The 18,122-nt window shown below is 67.0% G+C and carries 17 protein-coding genes; 6 read left to right on the top strand and 11 right to left on the bottom strand.

Annotation, left to right across the window (positions count from 1 at the left end; translation table 11 throughout):
• Positions 1-19 precede the first annotated feature (19 nt).
• The gene (locus tag VD997_02760) at positions 20-1,609 is read right to left on the bottom strand and encodes a S26 family signal peptidase (protein HYE60893.1); all 1,590 of its coding nucleotides are present in this window, start codon (positions 1,607-1,609) and stop codon (positions 20-22) included.
• A 199-nt stretch (positions 1,610-1,808) separates the two neighbouring features.
• Positions 1,809-3,014 (bottom strand): Mrp/NBP35 family ATP-binding protein, encoded by a 1,206-nt coding sequence (locus VD997_02755; protein HYE60892.1) that lies wholly within the window; start codon positions 3,012-3,014, stop codon positions 1,809-1,811.
• Positions 3,015-3,080: 66 nt separating this feature from the next.
• Here VD997_02755 and VD997_02750 point away from each other — a divergent pair, with 66 nt between their 5' ends.
• Together VD997_02750 and VD997_02745 are read left to right on the top strand one after the other, a co-directional pair.
• Positions 3,081-4,013, top strand: a complete 933-nt coding sequence (locus VD997_02750; protein HYE60891.1) for a hypothetical protein — start codon at positions 3,081-3,083, stop codon at positions 4,011-4,013.
• 400 nt (positions 4,014-4,413) lie between these two features.
• Positions 4,414-5,397 (top strand): GDP-mannose 4,6-dehydratase, encoded by a 984-nt coding sequence (locus VD997_02745; protein ID HYE60890.1) that lies wholly within the window; start codon positions 4,414-4,416, stop codon positions 5,395-5,397.
• Here VD997_02745 and VD997_02740 read toward each other — a convergent pair.
• On the bottom strand, positions 5,394-7,538 hold the full coding sequence (locus VD997_02740; GenBank protein ID HYE60889.1) for a hypothetical protein: 2,145 nt from the start codon (positions 7,536-7,538) through the stop codon (positions 5,394-5,396). The genes VD997_02745 and VD997_02740 overlap by 4 nt on opposite strands.
• A gap of 232 nt (positions 7,539-7,770) precedes the next feature.
• Positions 7,771-9,111: a hypothetical protein gene (locus VD997_02735; protein HYE60888.1), complete on the bottom strand. Its 1,341-nt coding sequence runs from the start codon at positions 9,109-9,111 to the stop codon at positions 7,771-7,773.
• A gap of 237 nt (positions 9,112-9,348) precedes the next feature.
• On the opposite strand from VD997_02735, the gene VD997_02730 reads away from it, so the two are divergent.
• Both VD997_02730 and VD997_02725 read left to right on the top strand, forming a co-directional pair.
• On the top strand, positions 9,349-9,531 hold the full coding sequence (locus VD997_02730) for a hypothetical protein (protein HYE60887.1): 183 nt from the start codon (positions 9,349-9,351) through the stop codon (positions 9,529-9,531).
• Between the two features lie 3 nt (positions 9,532-9,534).
• Entirely contained in the window at positions 9,535-10,128 is a 594-nt protein-coding gene (locus tag VD997_02725) for a hypothetical protein (GenBank protein ID HYE60886.1), read from the top strand.
• Between the two features lie 3 nt (positions 10,129-10,131).
• Here VD997_02725 and VD997_02720 read toward each other — a convergent pair whose 3' ends face one another.
• The 3 genes from VD997_02720 to VD997_02710 form a co-directional block, all read right to left on the bottom strand.
• Positions 10,132-10,830, bottom strand: a complete 699-nt coding sequence (locus VD997_02720) for a pirin family protein (GenBank protein HYE60885.1) — start codon at positions 10,828-10,830, stop codon at positions 10,132-10,134.
• Between the two features lie 65 nt (positions 10,831-10,895).
• Positions 10,896-11,366: a DoxX family protein gene (locus VD997_02715; protein HYE60884.1), complete on the bottom strand. Its 471-nt coding sequence runs from the start codon at positions 11,364-11,366 to the stop codon at positions 10,896-10,898.
• 101 nt (positions 11,367-11,467) lie between these two features.
• Positions 11,468-11,983: a MarR family transcriptional regulator gene (locus VD997_02710; protein ID HYE60883.1), complete on the bottom strand. Its 516-nt coding sequence runs from the start codon at positions 11,981-11,983 to the stop codon at positions 11,468-11,470.
• Between the two features lie 223 nt (positions 11,984-12,206).
• Between VD997_02710 and VD997_02705 the strand changes: the two genes are divergently transcribed.
• Complete coding sequence (locus tag VD997_02705; protein HYE60882.1) at positions 12,207-13,496, top strand: NADH-quinone oxidoreductase subunit D; 1,290 nt, start codon at positions 12,207-12,209, stop codon at positions 13,494-13,496.
• 56 nt (positions 13,497-13,552) lie between these two features.
• On the opposite strand, the gene gmk is transcribed toward VD997_02705, so the two are convergent.
• The 3 genes from gmk to VD997_02690 all read right to left on the bottom strand — a co-directional run bounded on the left by gmk (position 13,553) and on the right by VD997_02690 (position 16,227).
• Positions 13,553-14,179, bottom strand: a complete 627-nt coding sequence (gene gmk / locus VD997_02700; protein HYE60881.1) for a guanylate kinase — start codon at positions 14,177-14,179, stop codon at positions 13,553-13,555.
• A gap of 50 nt (positions 14,180-14,229) precedes the next feature.
• On the bottom strand, positions 14,230-15,186 hold the full coding sequence (locus tag VD997_02695; GenBank protein ID HYE60880.1) for an aspartate carbamoyltransferase catalytic subunit: 957 nt from the start codon (positions 15,184-15,186) through the stop codon (positions 14,230-14,232).
• 255 nt (positions 15,187-15,441) lie between these two features.
• Positions 15,442-16,227, bottom strand: coding sequence for a hypothetical protein (locus VD997_02690; GenBank protein HYE60879.1), 786 nt, complete (start codon positions 16,225-16,227; stop codon positions 15,442-15,444).
• Positions 16,228-16,380: 153 nt separating this feature from the next.
• Here VD997_02690 and VD997_02685 point away from each other — a divergent pair, with 153 nt between their 5' ends.
• Positions 16,381-17,040 carry a UbiX family flavin prenyltransferase gene (locus tag VD997_02685; GenBank protein HYE60878.1) on the top strand — a complete coding sequence of 220 codons (660 nt, stop codon included), beginning with the start codon at positions 16,381-16,383 and terminating at the stop codon, positions 17,038-17,040.
• Here VD997_02685 and VD997_02680 read toward each other — a convergent pair.
• The gene (locus VD997_02680) at positions 17,015-18,040 is read right to left on the bottom strand and encodes a Fic/DOC family N-terminal domain-containing protein (GenBank protein ID HYE60877.1); all 1,026 of its coding nucleotides are present in this window, start codon (positions 18,038-18,040) and stop codon (positions 17,015-17,017) included. The two genes, VD997_02685 and VD997_02680, sit on opposite strands and share 26 nt — an antisense overlap.
• Positions 18,041-18,122 lie beyond the last annotated feature (82 nt).

Below are 18,122 nucleotides of genomic sequence, written 5' to 3'. Positions count from 1 at the left end.
GCCCCCTTCGGCCCCCACCTCACCAGATGAACCGCATCGACCCGAAGTCCGGGATCGGCACAGGCACGGGGCCGCGCCGCGGCGCGGGGAAGTAGACCAGGAAGGCCTTGCCGATGAGCAGGTCGCGGTGAACCACGCCGTGGGTGTCGTCGATCTCGTCCACCCACGGGTTGTGCGGGCCCCACAGCCGCCCATCCAGGCTCATCGGGCTGTTGTCGCCGCAGGTGAAGAACTGGTTGGGACTGAGCACGGCCGTGGTCGCGGGCGACAGCGTCTTGCCGGGCTGCCCCTCGCGCCCGCTCAGCGAGTTGTACAGGGCGGGCTGGTAGTAGATATCCCGCTCGATCGCTACGCGGTAGAGCGTGAAGGGCCCACCGGCGAACTCAAAGTGCGCCCCCGCCTGCTTGTAGTTGTTGGGCTGCATGAGGTAGAAGGGGTCGCCCTGCACGCGCTTGAGGTCCACCCCCAGCGACCGCTGCACCCGCTCCGCGGGCGACCAGTGGTACTCGGCGTACGCCACGCGCGAGTCATTCACGAACAGCGACATCGACTGGTCCACGTGCCAGAAGTCCAGGTTGGTCACCACGCCCGGCGTCAGCGGCTGGTCGAGCTTCGCCGTCGCCAGCGGCTGCCAGGGGCCGTCGGGGTTGATGCCGTCGGCCTGCCGCATCTGCAGCGTGACATCCGCGCCCGCGACCTCCGCCCGGAACTCGTGCCCGCGGGCGTTCACCACGGCCGCGACGCGCTGGCCCTCCTTCTCCGGGCGGATGCCCAGCGAGAGCCGGATGTCGCTCGTGGGGAACACCTGGAACCGCCCCGGCGAGGTCTCGTTGTACGCGACAAAGTCGGTGATCTGCCGCCCGGGGTGCCACGTCAGCGATGTCGGTGCCTGGCCCGTGTACTCGTAGTCTTTGCGGTCCGCCAGCTTCCAGCTGTTGGACTGGTCGCGGGGCGCGACCCACGGGGCCACGTACGCCGCGGCCGAAATAGGGGTGTACTCGCTGCTGAAGATCGGCTGCCACATGGCCCGCTGGGCTGCCTCGGGCTTGCGGGCGACGCGCCACTTGTTGCCGCCCCACAGCCGCTCCTCGGGGTTCACCTGCTCGCCGGGCGCGACGGGCTGCACAAACACATCGCCGTCGATCATGGCCACCATCTCGTTGGGCAGGCCAATCAGCCGCTTGATGTAGTTGATGCCCGGGTCCGTCGGGTTCTTGAACACCACCACGTCCCACCGCTTGGGGTCGTAGATGGAGTAGAGGTACTTCATCACGAAGATGCGGTCGCCCCACAACCGCGGCGTGTTCCGCGCCGGCAGCGGCTGCCCCGTCATCGGGTCGTTGACGTTCACCCCGGTCTGGATCGGGGCCGGAACGGTCCCGGTCTGGTCCAGGTACTCCTTGGGACCGGTCGTCCACTCATAGCCCGAGTACGGGCTCTTGTACCGCATGTGCGCCCCCAGCAGCGTGGGCGCCATGGAGCCGGTGGGGATCACGAACGCCTCGATCACGAACCCGCGGAACACGAACGCCATCGCGAAGGCGATGATGATCGAGGTGATCGTCTCTTTGATCTGCGTCGGCTGCTGCTCGGGCTTGGCGTCGGCCATGGCCCAAGAGTATGGCCCGCGGGGAATACCAAACACGGAGGCACGGAGATCACTGAGCGAAGACAGGAAAAGTCAGAACCAGAAAAGAACTCGGGGGCGATCACGCAGGGGTCTCATGCTCCCGCCTTCAATCCGATCCTGCTTCCATTTCCTATTCCCCGCTCCGTGCCCTCCGTGCCTCCGTGTTTGGTACCCGCCTTTACGAGATCGAGAAACTGGGCCGCGCGGCCTGCGACTTCATCGCCGCGACCGCCACCTGCTGCTCCACGCTCGCCACCAGCGCGGTCAGCGTCGCCCCCAGCTGCTGCCCCGCGCGGTCGCTGCCGGTGAAGTTGGCCGTGGGGTCGCCCTTGTCCGAGTTTGCCCGCAGCGACATCGTGATCGGCACCGCCCCCAGGAACGGCACGCCCAGCCGCGCGGCCATCTGCTCGGCCCCGCCGCGTCCGAAGATGTCGTACACCTTGCCGTCGTCGCCCACGAAGAAGCTCATGTTCTCCACCACCCCCAGCACGTCGATCTGGAGCTGCTGGAACATCCGCGCGGCCCGCGTCGCGTCGTCCTGGGCCACCTTCTGCGGCGTGCACACCACCACCGCCCCCGTGAGGCGCAGCATCTGCGCCATGGTCAGGGCGATGTCGCCCGTCCCCGGCGGCAGGTCGATGATCAGGTAGTCCAGCTCGCCCCAGTTCGTCTGCTCGGTGAGCTGCTTGAAGGCCCCATGCGCCATCGGCCCGCGCCAGATGAGCGGCTTGTCAGGCTCCACGAGCTTGCCCATCGTCATCACCTTGATGCCGTGGACCAGGAAAGGCTGGAGCATCCCCTCCAGCACGTGCGTCTGGTGGGACTCAAGGCCCAGCATGGTGGGCATCGAGGGGCCGTAGATGTCGGCGTCCAGCAGGCCCACGGCGTGCCCCTTCCGCGCCAGCCCCACGGCCAAGTTGAGGGCCACCGTGGACTTACCCACGCCGCCCTTTCCGGCACCCACCGCAACAATGTGCCGCACTCCCGGTAGACCCGAGGGCGAACCCCCCTGCTGGCCCGGGCGCAGGCCCGGGATGGGGGTGTGCCCGCCGGTGGCGGGCGGCGGCTTCGAACCTGCCTGTGAACCAGCCGGCGGCGGGTTCATGGAGCCGAACCGGGCCGTGTGAGCCACCTTGCCGCCGGGGCCGACGAACTCGGCGATGAAGGAATCAAGCTTGACGCCCTGCGATTGCGCTTTAGTCTGCAAGGCGTTATGGGCTTGTGCGGCCAGGGTCTGGCAGTCGGCAGGGCTGGCGTTCAGCCCCAGGCGCACGCTGGCGTAGGTATCGCAGGCCGCGACGTGCAGAAGGCACGCGGCAAGGTCGGAGGTCCCTGTTCGAACAGTGCCCAGGGCCTCGCGGACCAGTTCCTTGGTGATCGACATGGCCGATGGTAGGTGTTGGCAATAGGGCTTACAGCCGGCCGTTGGGCCGCAACAGGAGACCTTGGCATGAAACTCAGCGTGATCCTCGCGGCAGGTCTGGCGGTGAGCGTCGGCTGGAGTGCGTTCGCCCAGTCGAAGGAACAGCCTGCGAGCGACGAGCCCGTTCTCAAGGGGCCCACCGTTAAAGAAGAGGGGGTCGCCGGAGAGCAGCGGCAGTTCGCCCCGGGCCGCGCCCGCGGCAAGGAGATGATGGGCGGCGAGATCCCCCACCGGCTGTTCATGCGGGCGGTCGAGTCCCTCCGCAACAGCGACGACATGGACCTCCGCCTGACGCCCGAGCAGCAGTCGCAGATCCGCCGCATCAACGAGGCCTTCACCTCGAGCATGGGCAAGTATCGCGAGGACCACCGTGAAGAGGTGCGGGAACTGCTCGGCATGCTGACGCCCGAGGACCGGCGTCGGGCGATGGAGTTCCTGGCCCGCCAGGGCGAGAACCGCCGCCCCCAGCTGGATCAGCGCAAGAACAGCGTGACCAAGAAGGACGGGCAGAAGAGCGGCTCGATGGAGGAGCAGACCGACCCCCGCAAGGCCGAGGAGGCGCGGGAGCGGATCAAGGAGCTGTTGGCCGGCGCCCCCACGCCCGCAGACACACACGCCAAGATCCACGCCCTGCTGACCGATCCCCAGAAGCAGGCCTTCAAGGACCAGCTCCAGAAGCTCCGGGACGAGATGAGCGCCCAGCGCGAGATGGACCAGCGCAAGAAGGACGGGGTGAAGCCGGGCGCCGGCAAGAAGCCCGAGGCTCAACCCGAAAAGAAGCCCGAGGCCAAGCCGGAGGAGAACCCCTCCGAGGTCGTGCCCCAGCCCAGCAGCGGCGGGGGCGAGAAGGGCCCCGGCAAGCGGGCCGGCAACGGGCAGGACCCCAAGCGCGAGGCCATCAAGCGCTACCTGGACAAGAAGGAGTGGAAGAAGAAGCAGAAGGAGAAGGCCCCCGACTGAGCTTCCGCTCCAACGAACGACCCGGTGCGTGTAGGGGTGTTTCGCAGCGCACGCCCGGGTGAATGGCAGGGCCGATCAAGCGGGGTCGGCCCTGCCTGCTTTTTGGAACTGCCCGTGATCAGCTTGTGGAACTCACGCGCGGGACAGCCGTCGGATGACCACCGGGTGATCACATCCAGCTGGCACGCGGAATGCGAAGAGAGTGGGCGGCGGGGGAAACCCTGTTAATCGAGACGGGAACTTTGGGGCTTCCGCAACGCACCGACCGATACGACTCTATACTCCACTGATCTCTCTCTCCTCCAGCGGGGCGCTGTCTTTGATGGCGCCCTGCTTGTTTTTGCGGAACGTCTAGCGGGATTTGCACCGCGGGCGCGTCCCCTCGAGGCTCCAAGCACCCATGACCACCCAGCCTGTGCTCGTGACCGGCGCCGCCGGGTTCATCGGCTCTCACGTCGCCGCGGCCCTCCTGGCCCGCGGCCAGCGCGTCATCGGTGTGGATAACTTCGACCCCTTCTACGACCGCGCCGCCAAGGAACGCAACCTCTCGGAGCTCGGGTATCCCCTCTCTCCGAGACGGGCGGATTCCGCCTTCGAGTTCCACGAGCTGGACATCACGGACGCCACCGGCTTGGGCTCGCTCATGCAGCGCACCCGCCCCGAGGGCGTCATTCACCTGGCCGCGAAGGCCGGCGTGCGCCCCAGCATCCAGGACCCCGTCGGCTACTCCAAGGCCAACGTCCTCGCGACGAGCGTCATCCTCGAGGAGGCCCGCAAGGCCGAGTGCTCGCGGGTGGTGGTCGCGTCCTCGAGCTCGGTCTACGGCAACTCCCCCACCGCCCCCTTCAGCGAGACCCAGGACGTCAACCAGCCCATCAGCCCTTACGCGGCGACCAAGAAAGCCTGCGAGCTGATCGGCTACACGCATTGGCACCTCACGAAGCAGCCGGTCGCCATGCTGCGGTTCTTCACCGTCTTCGGACCACGCCAGCGCCCGGACCTCGCGATCAACCTGTTCATGCGCAAGATCTGCGCGGGTGACACGGTGCAGCTCTTCGGGGACGGCACCAGCCGCGACTACACCTTCATCGATGACATCGTCAGCGGCGTGCTCGCGTCGTATGACCGCATCCCGCAGTATGGCTACCGCGTGTGGAACCTCGGCGGCAACCACCCGATCGGCCTCGATGAGATGGTGAACACCATTGCGAAGGTCGTCGGCCAACCCGCGAAGATCGAGCGCGGCCCCATGCGCCCCGGCGACGTGCAGCGCACTTGGGCCGACCTCACCCGCGCCACCGCCGAGCTCGACTATCAACCAAAAACCCCCTTCGAGGAGGGGGTTGGTCGCCAGTGGGCGTGGATGAAGAGCGTGCGGGCCTAGTCCTGGTCCTGCTCCTCACGGGCCTGCTTGTTCATCGCGTCGATGAGGCCCTGCGTCTTGTCGGCCTGCATCTGCGGCTGACCCTTCACCTTGCGGTTGAACCGCTGGGTGATCGTCACCGCCAGGCGCGGCTGCTTGCCATTGCCCGCCGCGGGCTGCTGCCCGCCCGATGATCCACCAGCGCCGCCCGACCCACCGGGCGCGGGCTGCCCGCCGCTGACCGGCTTGGTGGAGGGGCGGATGCCCAGGAACCCGGTCACCTTGCGGTTGGTGGTCGGCTTCAGCTGCTGATTGATGCGCGGCTGGGTGGTGATGGCGCCGTTCCCGCCAGAGCTCCCGCCCGAGCCCCCCGAGCCCGAGGACCCGCCGCCCGTGGGCGGGGGCTGCGGCTGAGGCTGGGGCTGAGGCGCGGGAGCCACGTAGTTCGGCAGCCGGCCGTTCTTGAGGTTCTGGATGTAGGGGTCGCTGGCGACGATGGCCGCGGGCAGCGAGGTCTCCCAGCTGCGGGCGATGTTCACGTTCCGCGGCGCGTCCATGTCCACGAAGAGGATCGGCACGTAGCCCCAGGACGCGAAGCGGCGCACGTCCGCCTCGATCAGCGCGGGCGACGCCTCGAGCCCGAAGTACTGCCGCTGGAGGTGGTAGTGCAGCGAGGCCCAGTGCTCGTGCCCGGGCACGATGAAGTCCGCCAGCACGTGCGGGCCCTTGATCGCGTACATGTCGGCCACGCTCGCGGGGCGGCCATAGTCCGCGGCCACGCCCTCCAGGTAGCTGGCGGCGACCAGGTTCATCACGTCGCTCATCCACGGCTCGGTCACGAAGGACACGCCGGGGAAGCGGGCCTGCATGTCCTGGAGCCAGGGGATGGACTTCCACACCGGGCAGCGGCGGTGGCCGAAGGTGTCCAGGCCCACGACGCGGGCGCCGGTGTCATAGATGGCCTGCATTTCACGGAGCTGGATGGCCGCGAGCTCGGGGTTATCAGGGTCAAAGAGGATGGCCTCGTTGGTGTCCCACTGGCGGCAGATCTCGAGGGCACGCCCCCACCACACGCCAACCTCGCGCCCATCCGTAGCCAGACGCGCCAGGCCGATGCTGGGGTCGAAGATGGTGGAGAGCTTCGGATGGTTGCGCAGCGGGCTGGCCACGAGGTAGGGGTAGTTGAGGTGCTTGTTGTTGCGGTACCAGCCCGAGAGGCCCCAGATCATGCGGCTCTTGTAGTCAAAGCGGCCGAAGGACTCGACGGCCGGGCCCCAGCCGCGGAGGTCGGGGCGGATGTCGTTGCGGTAGGCGTAGATGTTGGTATCGGAGTGGTTGCTGCCCTCGGAGGCGCTCATGCCCAGCACGGGCGAGGTGCGGCGCATGTACTTGACGCCGCCGTAGAGGCTGCGGAAGTAGTTGCGGTAGGGCATGAGCGTGGTGACCCAGTTCTGCACGTCGCGGGTCATGCGCACGGAGACCACGTAGGTCAGCGTCTCGCCGGGGGGGATGATGCAGGGGTGGTTCTGGCGGGTGTAGACCGTCTCGCCGCCCAGGTTGCACAGGTTCATCCACACCAGCCAGCCCTTGCCGGCGGGGCCCTCGGCGAAGGAGCTGCCGGGGCTGGCGATGCCCACGGTCACGTCGTGCTTGTACTGCATCAGCGGGTACTGGATCGACACGCCGAACGCCACGTTCTGGTTCTTGATCACCATCACCGGCGAGTAGGTCGCGTCGGGGTACTGCGCGCCGAACGACGCCATCGCGGGGGCGTCGCGGTTGATCTTGACCATCTTCGCGGCCTTACGCCCGTCGAGGTACTCGATCTCGTGCCCGAGGTTGTAGATGCCCGTCGAGATCGTGCCCGCGCGCTGCGGCTGCTGTGAGGTGTTCGTCAGCTTGATCAGCACGTCGGCGCCGGTCGGCTGGGTCTGCAGCGTCAGCTCATGGGTGACGCCCGGGCCCGAGTCGCGCACCATCTTGAAGCCCTGGCGGGCGATCAGGTAGGCGCCCGTCGCGGCATCGCGCATCTCCAGCTGTCCTTCCACCAGCCGGCAGTTCACCTGGGCCGGCCCAGTCTCCAGCGCGGGGAGCTGGTGGGCCTGGGAGATGGCGGCCGCGATCGCCGCGGCCGCTGCACTGATCGCTTGCAAGAGCTTCATGGCACCTTCCTGCTCGGGGCGCAATGTGCCCCGGCCATCGACTATCGTCGCACCTGTTCTTCCGCTGAACGGATGAACCCATCCTTCCCAATGTGACGTGATTCTGGGGCCTGTGCACGCGTTCTACTCGCGCGGCGCGTCACCAACGCCGCTGGTTAGCGCAGGCCGCACGCCCGGAGCGTGTCCTCTGAAATTCTGGTGAGGCAGGTGGCCGCGACAAAGAGGGAATCGCTCAGGCGACCTCGCCGTACTCGGCGTATTCCGGCTCGCGCTGCTCCAGCGGCATGCCCGTGCTTCGACCCGCCACGAGACGCGCCAACAGCCGGAGCATCAGCCACGCCATGAACACGCCGCACACCGTGCGGAACATGTACAGCCCCAGCTCGCCGCGGGGGATCGCGATGAGATCGCCCAGCGCACCGCCCACCGGGATGATGGCGATCGGGTGCCCAGGCTGGAGCTCCACGGCTTTGTCCAGGATGTGCATGATCACGCCCAGCACGATGGCGTAGAAGGGCAGCGCCAGCCACGGGTTGTCGTTCCAGATGTGCCCGATCAGGCCCGGGCCCACGGTGAAGCCGTCGGCCTTGCCCTCGTTGAGACCCACCTCGGGCACCATCGACAGGCCCAGGGCCACCGGCTTGTCCTCGTACCACACGCGCGGGATGGGGTTGGTCGCGAAGTACCGGAACGAGTGCAGCGTGTCGTAGGGGAAGGAGTTGGGGCGCGACTCGATCAGCCACATGCTGATGGCGGCCGCGTACTGCCCCGACAGCAGGTCGATGACGCCGGCCTTGAGGTCGGCGTTGAGCATGCGCGAGTTGAGCTCCGACTGGCTGAGCTGCTTGTTCTCGCTGGAGCGGGAGGCGGTGAACGCCGCCACCACCACCAGCCCGCACCCGGCTACCAGGCCCAGGGGGATGATCGAGCGCCGCAGCGGCACGTAGCGGAAGTAGCCGTGGAACGCCCCCCACATGCAGCCGATGACCACGCTGAGCAGGTCGCGCCGGCCGAAGGCCTTGTTGGTCGCGACGACGAACGCGGCGCCGATGACGATGATCGCCGCCATGGCGTAGAGCGGGTTCATCAGCTTGCGGGCCCACACCCAGCACACCAGCCCGCTGCCCGCGGCCGCGAACGCTGTCGCGATGATGCCGGCCATGGCGCCGAACACGGGGATGTACACAAGCAGGAACCGCGAGATCGCGCCGAATACCACCAGCACGAACGCCATCCCGATCATCGCCCCGTCGGTGGGGATGGGCAGCTTGGTCTGCAAGCGCTGCGGCAGCCGGAACGCGAACCAGCCGCGCTTGTACACCTCGTTGAAGAGCAGGATGAACAGGATGAGGACGACGGTGTACTTGAGCCCGGTGGAGTCCGGGTCGCCGACGGGCGTCTCCCAGTAGTCCTCCAAAGAGAACGACAGGGCGGCGCTGACGATCTGGAAGATGAAGACGCCGAAGAAGAAGAAGTTGCGGGCCGACATCATCGGCACCGTGCCGCGCTTGGCCTGCACGATCACCATCGCCAGCAGTCCGATGGCGAGCAGCACGTGAATGAAAGCGAGCATGGACTCCATCGCGTCTCCGTGGGGCCGTGGTGCAGTGTGCAGTCTCTATCGGCCCGCGGCGGCCAATGGAACGCCCGGGCTGTGCAAACCCGGGTGAGAACCCTGTTACGGTAGACGGAGGGGGTGTGTGCGGGCGTGACCGGGGTGGTTCTGGGACTTAGGGGAGAAGACCCCCTGCACCACCGCCGATAGGAGGGTGGACCTCTCAGTTCAGTGTATGATTGGGAAGAGGTGCCGATGACCAGCCGGACCATGCAGCCGCCGACGAACACGCCTGAACTGGTGCGCAAGCACTTGGAAGCGTCCAAGAAGTTCCTCGAGGAGACGCTCAGGACGCCGGGTGCCGCGCGTGCTCACCTCATCAAGCTGGGCATCGTTGATGAGAAGGGCCGGCTGACGAAGGAATACTCGGACAAGTAACGCGTGTACGACGTGCTCCCTTCGTTCATCCTTGGCTTCCACGGGTGCGATCGCACCGTGGCCGAGCAGGTGTTCGCCGGCGCCGCATCACTCAAGCCGAGCGTCAACGACTTCGACTGGCTGGGTCACGGCGTTTACTTCTGGGAGAACAACCCGGCGCGGGCGATGGAGTACGCCGCACACCTCTCGGCCCACCCCCGCAAGGTCGGCCCGCGGATCAAGGATCCTGCGGTCGTCGGCGCGGTGATCGACCTGGGCCGCTGCCTCAACCTCCTCGATCACACCATGATCGAGCTCGTCAGGATGGGGTACACCCGACTCTCCAAGTTGTCGGAGCAGGCCAACGTCCCGCTCCCGCAGAACGTTGGCGGGTCCGACCTCCTCCGCAGGTATCTGGATTGTGCTGTGGTTGAGGAGGTCCACTCAACGCCTGGTGTTGAGCCTTTCGACACCGTCCGCGGCGTCTTCGTCGAGGGCGCCCCCATCTACCCCGGCGCCGGCTTCCACGAGAAGAGCCACATCCAGGTGTGCGTGCGCGAGGCCTCGTGCATCAAGGGGTACTTCCGCGTAATGCCCGAGGCGCTCCCGCACTCCTGATGATCACGCGAGATCAAACAGCAGGAACTCCGCGTCACGGTCCGCCTGGATCGTGAGCCTGGGCTCCTCCGACACCGCGGCCCCATCGCCCGCGCTCAGGGTCTGGCCGTTCACCGTCACCTGCCCACGGGCGATCTGGAGCCAGGCGTGCCGGCCGGGGGAGAGGGAGTGCGTGACCTGCTTCCCGCCACCCAGCAGCGACGCGTACAGGTTCACATCCTGGTGGATCTTGATTGCCCCGTCCTTGGGCTCCCGCGCGGCCACCAGCCGCAGCTGATCGCGCCGCGACGCCTCGGTGAAGTGCGCCTCGTCGTACCGCGGCTCCAGGTTCCGAGCCTCGGGCTTGAGCCATATCTGAAGCAGGTGGACCGGCTCGGTCTTGCTGGGGTTGTACTCGCTGTGCTCGATGCCGCTGCCGGCCGTCATGTGCTGCACATCGCCGGGCTTGATGGTGGACGCGCCGCCGGTGGTGTCCTTGTGGGCCAGGGCCCCGCTCAGGATGTACGTGATGATCTCCATGTTGTCGTGCGGGTGCTGCGGGAAGCCCATGCCGGGGGCAACGACGTCCTCGTTGATCACGCGGAGGCTGCGGAAGCTCATGTGGTTGGGGTCGTAGTAGTGGCCGAAGCTGAAGGTGTGGTAGGTGTCAAGCCAGCCGTGGTTGAAGTGGCCGCGATCGGATGACTTTCGGACAGAGATCATGCGAGGCTCCTTTCGTGGAACACGCGCCCGCCGGTCTCCCGGACGGGGCGCGCGAGGAGAGAAGGTCAGACGCGGTGCGGCGCCGCGTCACGCTTGCCGAAGAACAGGGCCTGCACCGAGTACTTGCCGGGGCCGGTGAACACGAGGGCCAAGGCCATCACCATGAGGTGAAACGGCAGCTCGCTCCCGTTCACCGTCTCGGTCTTGATGAACGAGAACTGGTGGGCCATGCCCCACGCCACCAGCATGGTGAACGCGAAGGGGATGCTGGCCAGGCGCGTGAACAGGCCGATGGCGATCAGGATGCCGCCGCCGAACTCCGCCAGCGCCGCCATGTACGCCGACACGCCCGGCATTGGGACGTTCATGCTGCCCAGGAACTTGGTGAAGCCCTCCATGCCCTTGCCGCCGAAGGCGCTGAAGAGCTTCTGCCCGCCGTGGAACACGCCGGAAATGCCCAGGGCCACTCGGAGCAGCAGCAGGCCGAGGTCGGGCTGGTGGAGGAAACGCAGGGCGGCGGGGGTGTGGGCTTCCATCGTCAATCTCCTTGTGGGTGCTTGTTGCAACAGGTTTCGGGCGGTGGGTCGGTCTCTCATCTGCCCGGCAGACCGACGAGGCCTGCCGTCATGTCGCTCGTTCACTGTGACGCGTTCTCGCCCGCGCTGCCGCGGACCTTCTCCAGCAGGCGGCTGAGTTCCTGCACCTCGGCCTTGGTGAGCCCCGCGAACTGCCGCTTGTGCAGCTGCCGGATCGGCTCATCCAGCCGGGCCAGCAGGGCCAGCCCTTTCTCGGTGATCTTGATGAGCACCACGCGCCGGTCCTCGGGCACGCGGCAGCGGGTCGCCCACCCTTCCTTCTCGAGCCGATCAACAATCCGCGTCACATCCGGCACACGGGTCACCATGTCGCGCCCGATCTCGCTGCACGCCCGACCGGCCTGCCCGCTGCCGCGGAGGATGCGGAGGGCGTTGTACGTGGCCTCGGAGAGGCCGTGCTCCTTGAACATCCGCTCGACGGGCTCGGCCAGCACCGACAGGGTGCGGAGCAGGTTGAGCCAGGCCTCCTGCTCGGGCAGGTCAAAGGGCCGCTTCTTGTTGATCTCCGCCGCCAGGCCGCGGACGGGGGCGTCGAGTTGTGGGTTGCGGGGGGGCATATCTGTTGGTCTGATAGTTGTTGTCACAATAGTCGGCACTGTGGGCTTCGTCAAGCCGGCACCGTCGGATTCGCGGGGCACCGCCCTTGTGCAGCCATGCCGCCTTACCGGCCGGAGCCCCAGACGCCGCAAGCCGTTACACGCGTGCCCCCCGCGCCGTCACCGCCCGCCCGAGGACCCGCCCCCAGCGGCTAAACTTCCACCCCGCTAACCGGAGGCCCCCTTGCCCTTCACGCTCAAGCCCGACGATGTGATCAATGTCGACTCCGACGCCCCTTCCTACCTGAAGGAGCACGTGGACACCGGCGACCGCTGGGTGCTCAACTTCGGCCCCCAGCACCCCGCCACCCACACCACCCTCCGCCTGGTGCTCGAGCTCGACGGCGAGCGCGTCGCCCGCTGCACGCCCCACATCGGCTACCTGCACTCGGGCTTCGAGAAGCTCGGCGAGGTGCTCGACTACAACCAGTACGTCACCATCGTCTCGCGGATGGACTACCTCAGCCCAATCGCCAACGACATCTGCTGGCACCACTGCGTCGAGAAGCTCTTCGGGATCGACCTGACGCCCCGCTGCAAGGTCGTCCGCACGATCATGGCGGAGATCGCCCGCATCCAGAACCACCTGCTGTGCGTGGGGGCCGCGGGCCTGGACCTCAACGCGTTCACGGGCTTCATCTACGCCTTCAACGTCCGCGAGAAGATCTACGACATCTGCGACTTCATCAGCGGCCAGCGCTTCCACGCCGACTGGACCCGCGTGGGCGGGGCCATGATGGACCTGCCCGACGAGGAGATGTTCAAGACCCTCGTCAAGAAGCTGATTCGCGAGGAGGTGCCCAACGCTCTCAAGGACCTGGAGGGGCTCCTCAACCGCAACCGCATCTTCATGGACCGCACGCAGGGCATCGGCGTGATGACCCACGACGAGGCCATCGCCTGGAGCCTCACCGGCCCCAACGCCCGCGCCAGCGGCGTGAAGCGCGACATCCGCAAGGACGAGCCCTACCTCTGCTACGCCGACAACTGGGACGGAGCGGGCGCCGAGGCCGTGAAGTTCCAGGTGCCCATCGCCACCGAGGGCGACACCTACGCGCGGTACTTCGTCCGCATCGAGGAGATGAAGCAGAGCCTGAAGATCATCGAGCAGCTGATCGACAAGATCCCCGGCGGCCCCATGGACACCTTCGCGGACAGCAAGGTGGTCAAGCCCAACAAGAAGGACGTCTACGGCTCCATCGAAGGCCTCATCCAGCACTTCGAGCTCATCATGACCAACCGCGGCTGGAAGGCCCCCATCGGCGAGGTCTACGGGTGCAACGAGACGGCCAACGGCGAGCTGGGCTACTACATCGTCGCCGACGGCACCCCCCGCAGCTGGCGGGTGAGGACAAGGCCGCCAAGCTTCATCAACTTCCAGGTCGTCAGCAAGATGCTCGAGGGGCACCTGCTCAGCGACACGGTGGCGGTGGTGGGCTCGCTGAACATCGTCGCGGCGGAGCTGGACCGGTAGGGGCCTTCCTCTCCGACCTATAGGTCCTATGAGTCCTATAGGTCCTATTCCGAGCCCTAGCGCCCCCGCTGCTTCCTTCTCCACTCGCGCTCCGCCTGCACCGCCGCGGCGGCCTGGGCGATCGACTCCTCGATCGTGCCGTTCACCAGGAACACGTTGTACACGCCGCAGTCGCGGGCCACGGCGATCTCCTGGCGGGCCGCCTCGAACCGGCGTTGGATGGCGCTCTCGTCCTCGCGCTTGCGTGAGCGCAGGCGCGCCAGCAGCTCCGCCTCGCTGGGCGGCAGCACGAACACGCCGAACGCGTCCTTCACCTGCGACTTCACCTGGATCGCCCCCTGCACGTCGATCTCGAGGATCACCAGCCGCCCGCGCTTGAGCTGCTCCAGCACCCACGCCTTGGGCGTGCCGTACTTCTTGCCGTACACGCCCGCGGTCTCGAGGAACTCGCCCGCCGCCTTCATCCGCTCGAACTCCTCGTCGCTCACGAAGTGGTAATCGACTCCCTCCACGTCCGCCGGCGTCTTGGCCCGCGTCGTCGCCGACACCGAGAACACCGAGTCGGCGATCGAGCGCTCGACGCCGCGGGTAATCGTGGTCTTGCCCACGCCGCTGGGGCCGCTGATGATCAGCAGCATGCCGTCGTCGGTATCGGTGGGAAGGCGGTGGTCGGGCGGGTGCATGGTCGGCAAGGGTATGTGGGGGCACGACCGCCAGAGCACGGCCGTGGCACTCAGAGGATCATCCGCTCCAGCACCGCCATGCGCACCAGCACCCCGTTGGTCACCTGCCGCAGGATCACCGAGCGCGGCCCATCGGCGACCTCGGCGTCCAGCTCGATGCCCCGGTTGATCGGCCCCGGGTGCATCACCACCGAGCCCTTCTTCATCCTCGCCGCCCGCTCGCCCGTCAGCGCGAACAGCTCGCGGAACTCGCGCACGCTGGCAATGGGCGACGACTTCGGCGCCTCCACCCCCGCCGGAGGCTTCCCGTCGCCGTAGCGCTCGAACTGGATCCGCAGCATGATCACCGCGTCGACGCTCGCCAGCAGCGGGTCGAGCTCGGCGCTCACCTGCGCCCCCAGCCCCGTCAGCGAGCGCGGCGCCATCGCCGGCGGGCCGACGCACACCACCTCGGCCCCCAGCGTCACCATGCCCGCGATATCCGACCGCGCCACGCGCGATGCGCCCACATCACCGACGATCGCGACCTTCAGCCCGCGCAGGTCAAAGTCGGCCAGCCGGCCGTGCGCCTCCGCCAGCGTGTAGATGTCCAGCAGCCCCTGCGTCGGGTGCTCGTGCCGCCCGTCGCCGGCGTTGAGCACCGGGCACGCGACGCTCCGCGCGATCATGCTGGCCGCCCCGCTCTGGCGGGCCCGCACCACCAGGGCCGCGACGCCCATCGCCTCCACGTTCCGCGCGGTGTCGATCAGCGTCTCGCCCTTGCTGACGCTCGAGTTGCCCCCCAGCAGGTCAACGACCTCCGCCCCCAGCCGCTTCGCCGCCACGCTGAAGCTCGTCCGCGTCCGCGTCGAATCCTCGAAGAACAGGTTGGCGATGATCCGGCCCGCGAGCGTGGACTCGGGCTTGCGCGAGGCCATCTCACGCGTCGCAACGAGCAGCCCGCGGAGCTCCGGCGCGGGCATCCCTTGCAGGCCCAGAAGGCCGCGGGTGGCGGTGGTGGTAGGCATCGGGGGCGATGGTAACAGCCCGCACGAATAGAGGCTCATTAGGGGGGTGGGGGTTGAGCCTCTATTCGCGCAGTGTCAACCCTGCACGTTCATACGAGCCCGGAACGAAGTGACGGGTTCTCGCGCGGACCCTGCGCGCAGGGCAGCACTGCCCGCTCACTGCGTGGGCGGACGCCGCGCGAAGACGCGTCGGGGCTCGTTCCCAACGGCTGTCGTGATCCCCGCGCGAAGGTCGAACATCGAATCGCCGCGACGTCAATCCGTGTGCTTCTCGCTCGCCACCCCGTCCGTCACTTCCATCTTCGGGCGCACACGCACAGTCAGCGGCTCCTGCGGCGTCACAACCGGCTCGGCCCTGGCCAGCAGCCCGCGGTCGTACTCCTCCCGCTGCGCGGGGGTCCACACCGTGGAGTACTTGAACTGCTCCACCCGCTCCATGTCGGGCACGAAGTAGACCGGCGGCGCCTCGTCAAAGCCCGGGTCCCACGCCCGCGCGTGCAGGGCCCGCCAGGGCTCGAAGCCGCCCTGCAGCCGCACGGTGAACTTCTGGTAGATGGGCTTGCCGTCAGGCCCGGCGCCCAGCTCCGGCACCGGCCGCAGCACATCAACGATGCCGCTGTTGAACCGCAGTTGCACCCGCGTCACGTGGAAGATCGGCAGCGTGCCCTCCTCCACCACCTCGGGCGTCAGCGGCACCACGCTCGGCCCGATCTTGCCGGGGATCCGCTCATAGAAGCTCTTGCGCATCCCCGCCGGCAGGTTGAGGGCGAACGGGTAGTCCACCATCAGCTTTCCCGGCTCCTTGCCCGGCTTGAGCGCCACGGGCTCACCGTTGGGCGGGTAGCGGTTGCCCACGTACTGCACCGCGGCCACGATCGCAGCCTCCGTCGCCGGGTTGCTGGGGTCCTCCGCCAGGCCCTTGCTCGTAGGGACGACGGGGTAGTTCTGGTACTTCTGGCAGCCTGCGTTGAGGGCCAGGGTGATGGCAAGGCCGACGACTGCGGCCGTGCCCGCGACGTTCGTGATCTTCGTGATGTTCATGCGTTCCTCCGACTCCGTTCGGCCCGGTGCGCAGATGCTGCGCGTCGGGTGCTCTCCCCGCGGCGTTCCACGCCGCGTGCGTCCATCGTACCGAAAGTGGACCGGCGGGGCTTTGGCAAGCCCCCGCGTCCGGAACCACTTACCATCGGCAGGATGAACGCGACTGCTGCAACCGTGGGCGGGCCGCCCGCAAGGCGTTACGTCGTCGGGGTTTCCGGCGCTTCAGGGGCACCCTACACCCTGCGGCTGCTGGAGCTGCTCCTGGGCGCCGGGCACGAGGTGCACTTCGTGTGCACCGAGTACGGCCGCCGCCTCCTCTTCGATGAGTGCGGCGTCCGCGAGCTGACCTTCGAGCAGCTCGTGCCCAACCTGGCCAACGCCGGGATCGACCCGCACCTGCGGCTGATTCTCCATCCCAACAAGGACGTCGGCGCCCTGATCGCCAGCGGCAGCTTCCACCACTCCGGCATGGCCGTGCTGCCATGCTCCTCCGCGTCGCTGGGCGCGATCGCCACCGGCAGCGGCAGCAACCTGCTCTGCCGGGCCGCGGCCGTGTGCCTCAAGGAGCGGCGGCCATTGATCATCTGCCACCGCGAGATGCCGCTGAGCCTGATCGACATCCGCAACATGGAGACGCTGGCCCTGGCGGGCGCGACCATCTGCTCACCGAACCCCGGTTTCTACATGATGCCCAAGCGCATCGAGGACCTGGTTGACTTCGTGGTGGGCAAGGTGCTGGACCACCTGGGCGTGCCGCACACGCTCAACACGCGGTGGGAGCAGCAGATCAATCCTCAGCCTCGATCAGCCTGACGAGGTCCTCGGCAACCCAGACTCGACCGTAGTTTCCACCCGTTATTTCGCGGAGAATCTTGGCCTTCTCGAGTCGGTCGATGTGCTTCTGTGCCGGTGGAGTTGTTATTCCGAGCTCCTGAGAGACGATCGCCGTCGTCACCGCGTGCCGCACGAAGAGCAAGTCCACGAGTTGCTGCGCTAGGACGCTTGTTTTCTTGCCGGTGACACGCTGGAGGTACTCCTCCCGCAGATCCGCCAAACGCCGCACCCGAACCATGTTCTTCGTGCAGTCTTCAACGATTGCCCTGCAGAAGAAGCGAATCCATGAAACCCAATCCCCTTTCGTACTGACTCTCAGGAGGAGCTCGCAGTACTCCTCCCGGTTGCTCTCAAGGAATCGACTCACGTGAGGCAATGCGAACTCAACAAGTCCTCGTTTGATCCCCGCTAAGGGAATCAAGAGCCGACCAAGGCGCCCATTCCCATCCATGAAAGGGTGGATGCACTCGAACTGGTAATGAACGAGAGCGAGTTCCACTGGGAACTCGATAGGAGAACCCGGATCAGCCTTCCGATTCAAGAACTTCTCGAAAGAGTTCAAGCAGGACTGCATCTCGTCACCTGGCGGCGCAGGAACGAAACGTGCAGTCTCCAGCCCCGGCTCGACACCACGGATGTGAACTTGACTCGCACGGAAGTGCCCCGGCTGCTTGGTGTCGTCCACGCCAAGCAGTAGCACCGCGTGCATTTCCCTCATGAGGCGCAGACAGAGCGGGAGAGGTGAGTTGATTCCATGCTGAAGGGCCAGCAAGTTGTTCCGAACCTCAGCCACTTCCGGCCGCGGGGCGGGCATATTTGCCTCGACCAGAGCGATCTCGCGGATCGAAGCGGTCGTGTTCTCGATCTTCGATGAGTACTTAGCCTCGCGCTTCAGCATCGGTCCGAGAAGCGCATGAGGGTCGGGCATGCCCCGGAGGAGTCCTTCCAGTCTGATGAGGGCCGTCTGCGCGGCGACCACCTCGCTCAAGACTTGACCACGCTGTGCATCCGAAAAGGAGGGCGGTAGTGGATTCGGCACAAATGCGTGAGACCGCACCGGT

The sequence above is a fragment of the Phycisphaerales bacterium genome (assembly GCA_035627955.1).
In the GTDB taxonomy this organism is placed as follows: Bacteria; Planctomycetota; Phycisphaerae; order Phycisphaerales; family UBA1924; genus JAEYTB01.
Note: the sequence above shows the minus strand (reverse complement) of the source record. Positions and strands in the feature narration are given on the sequence as shown.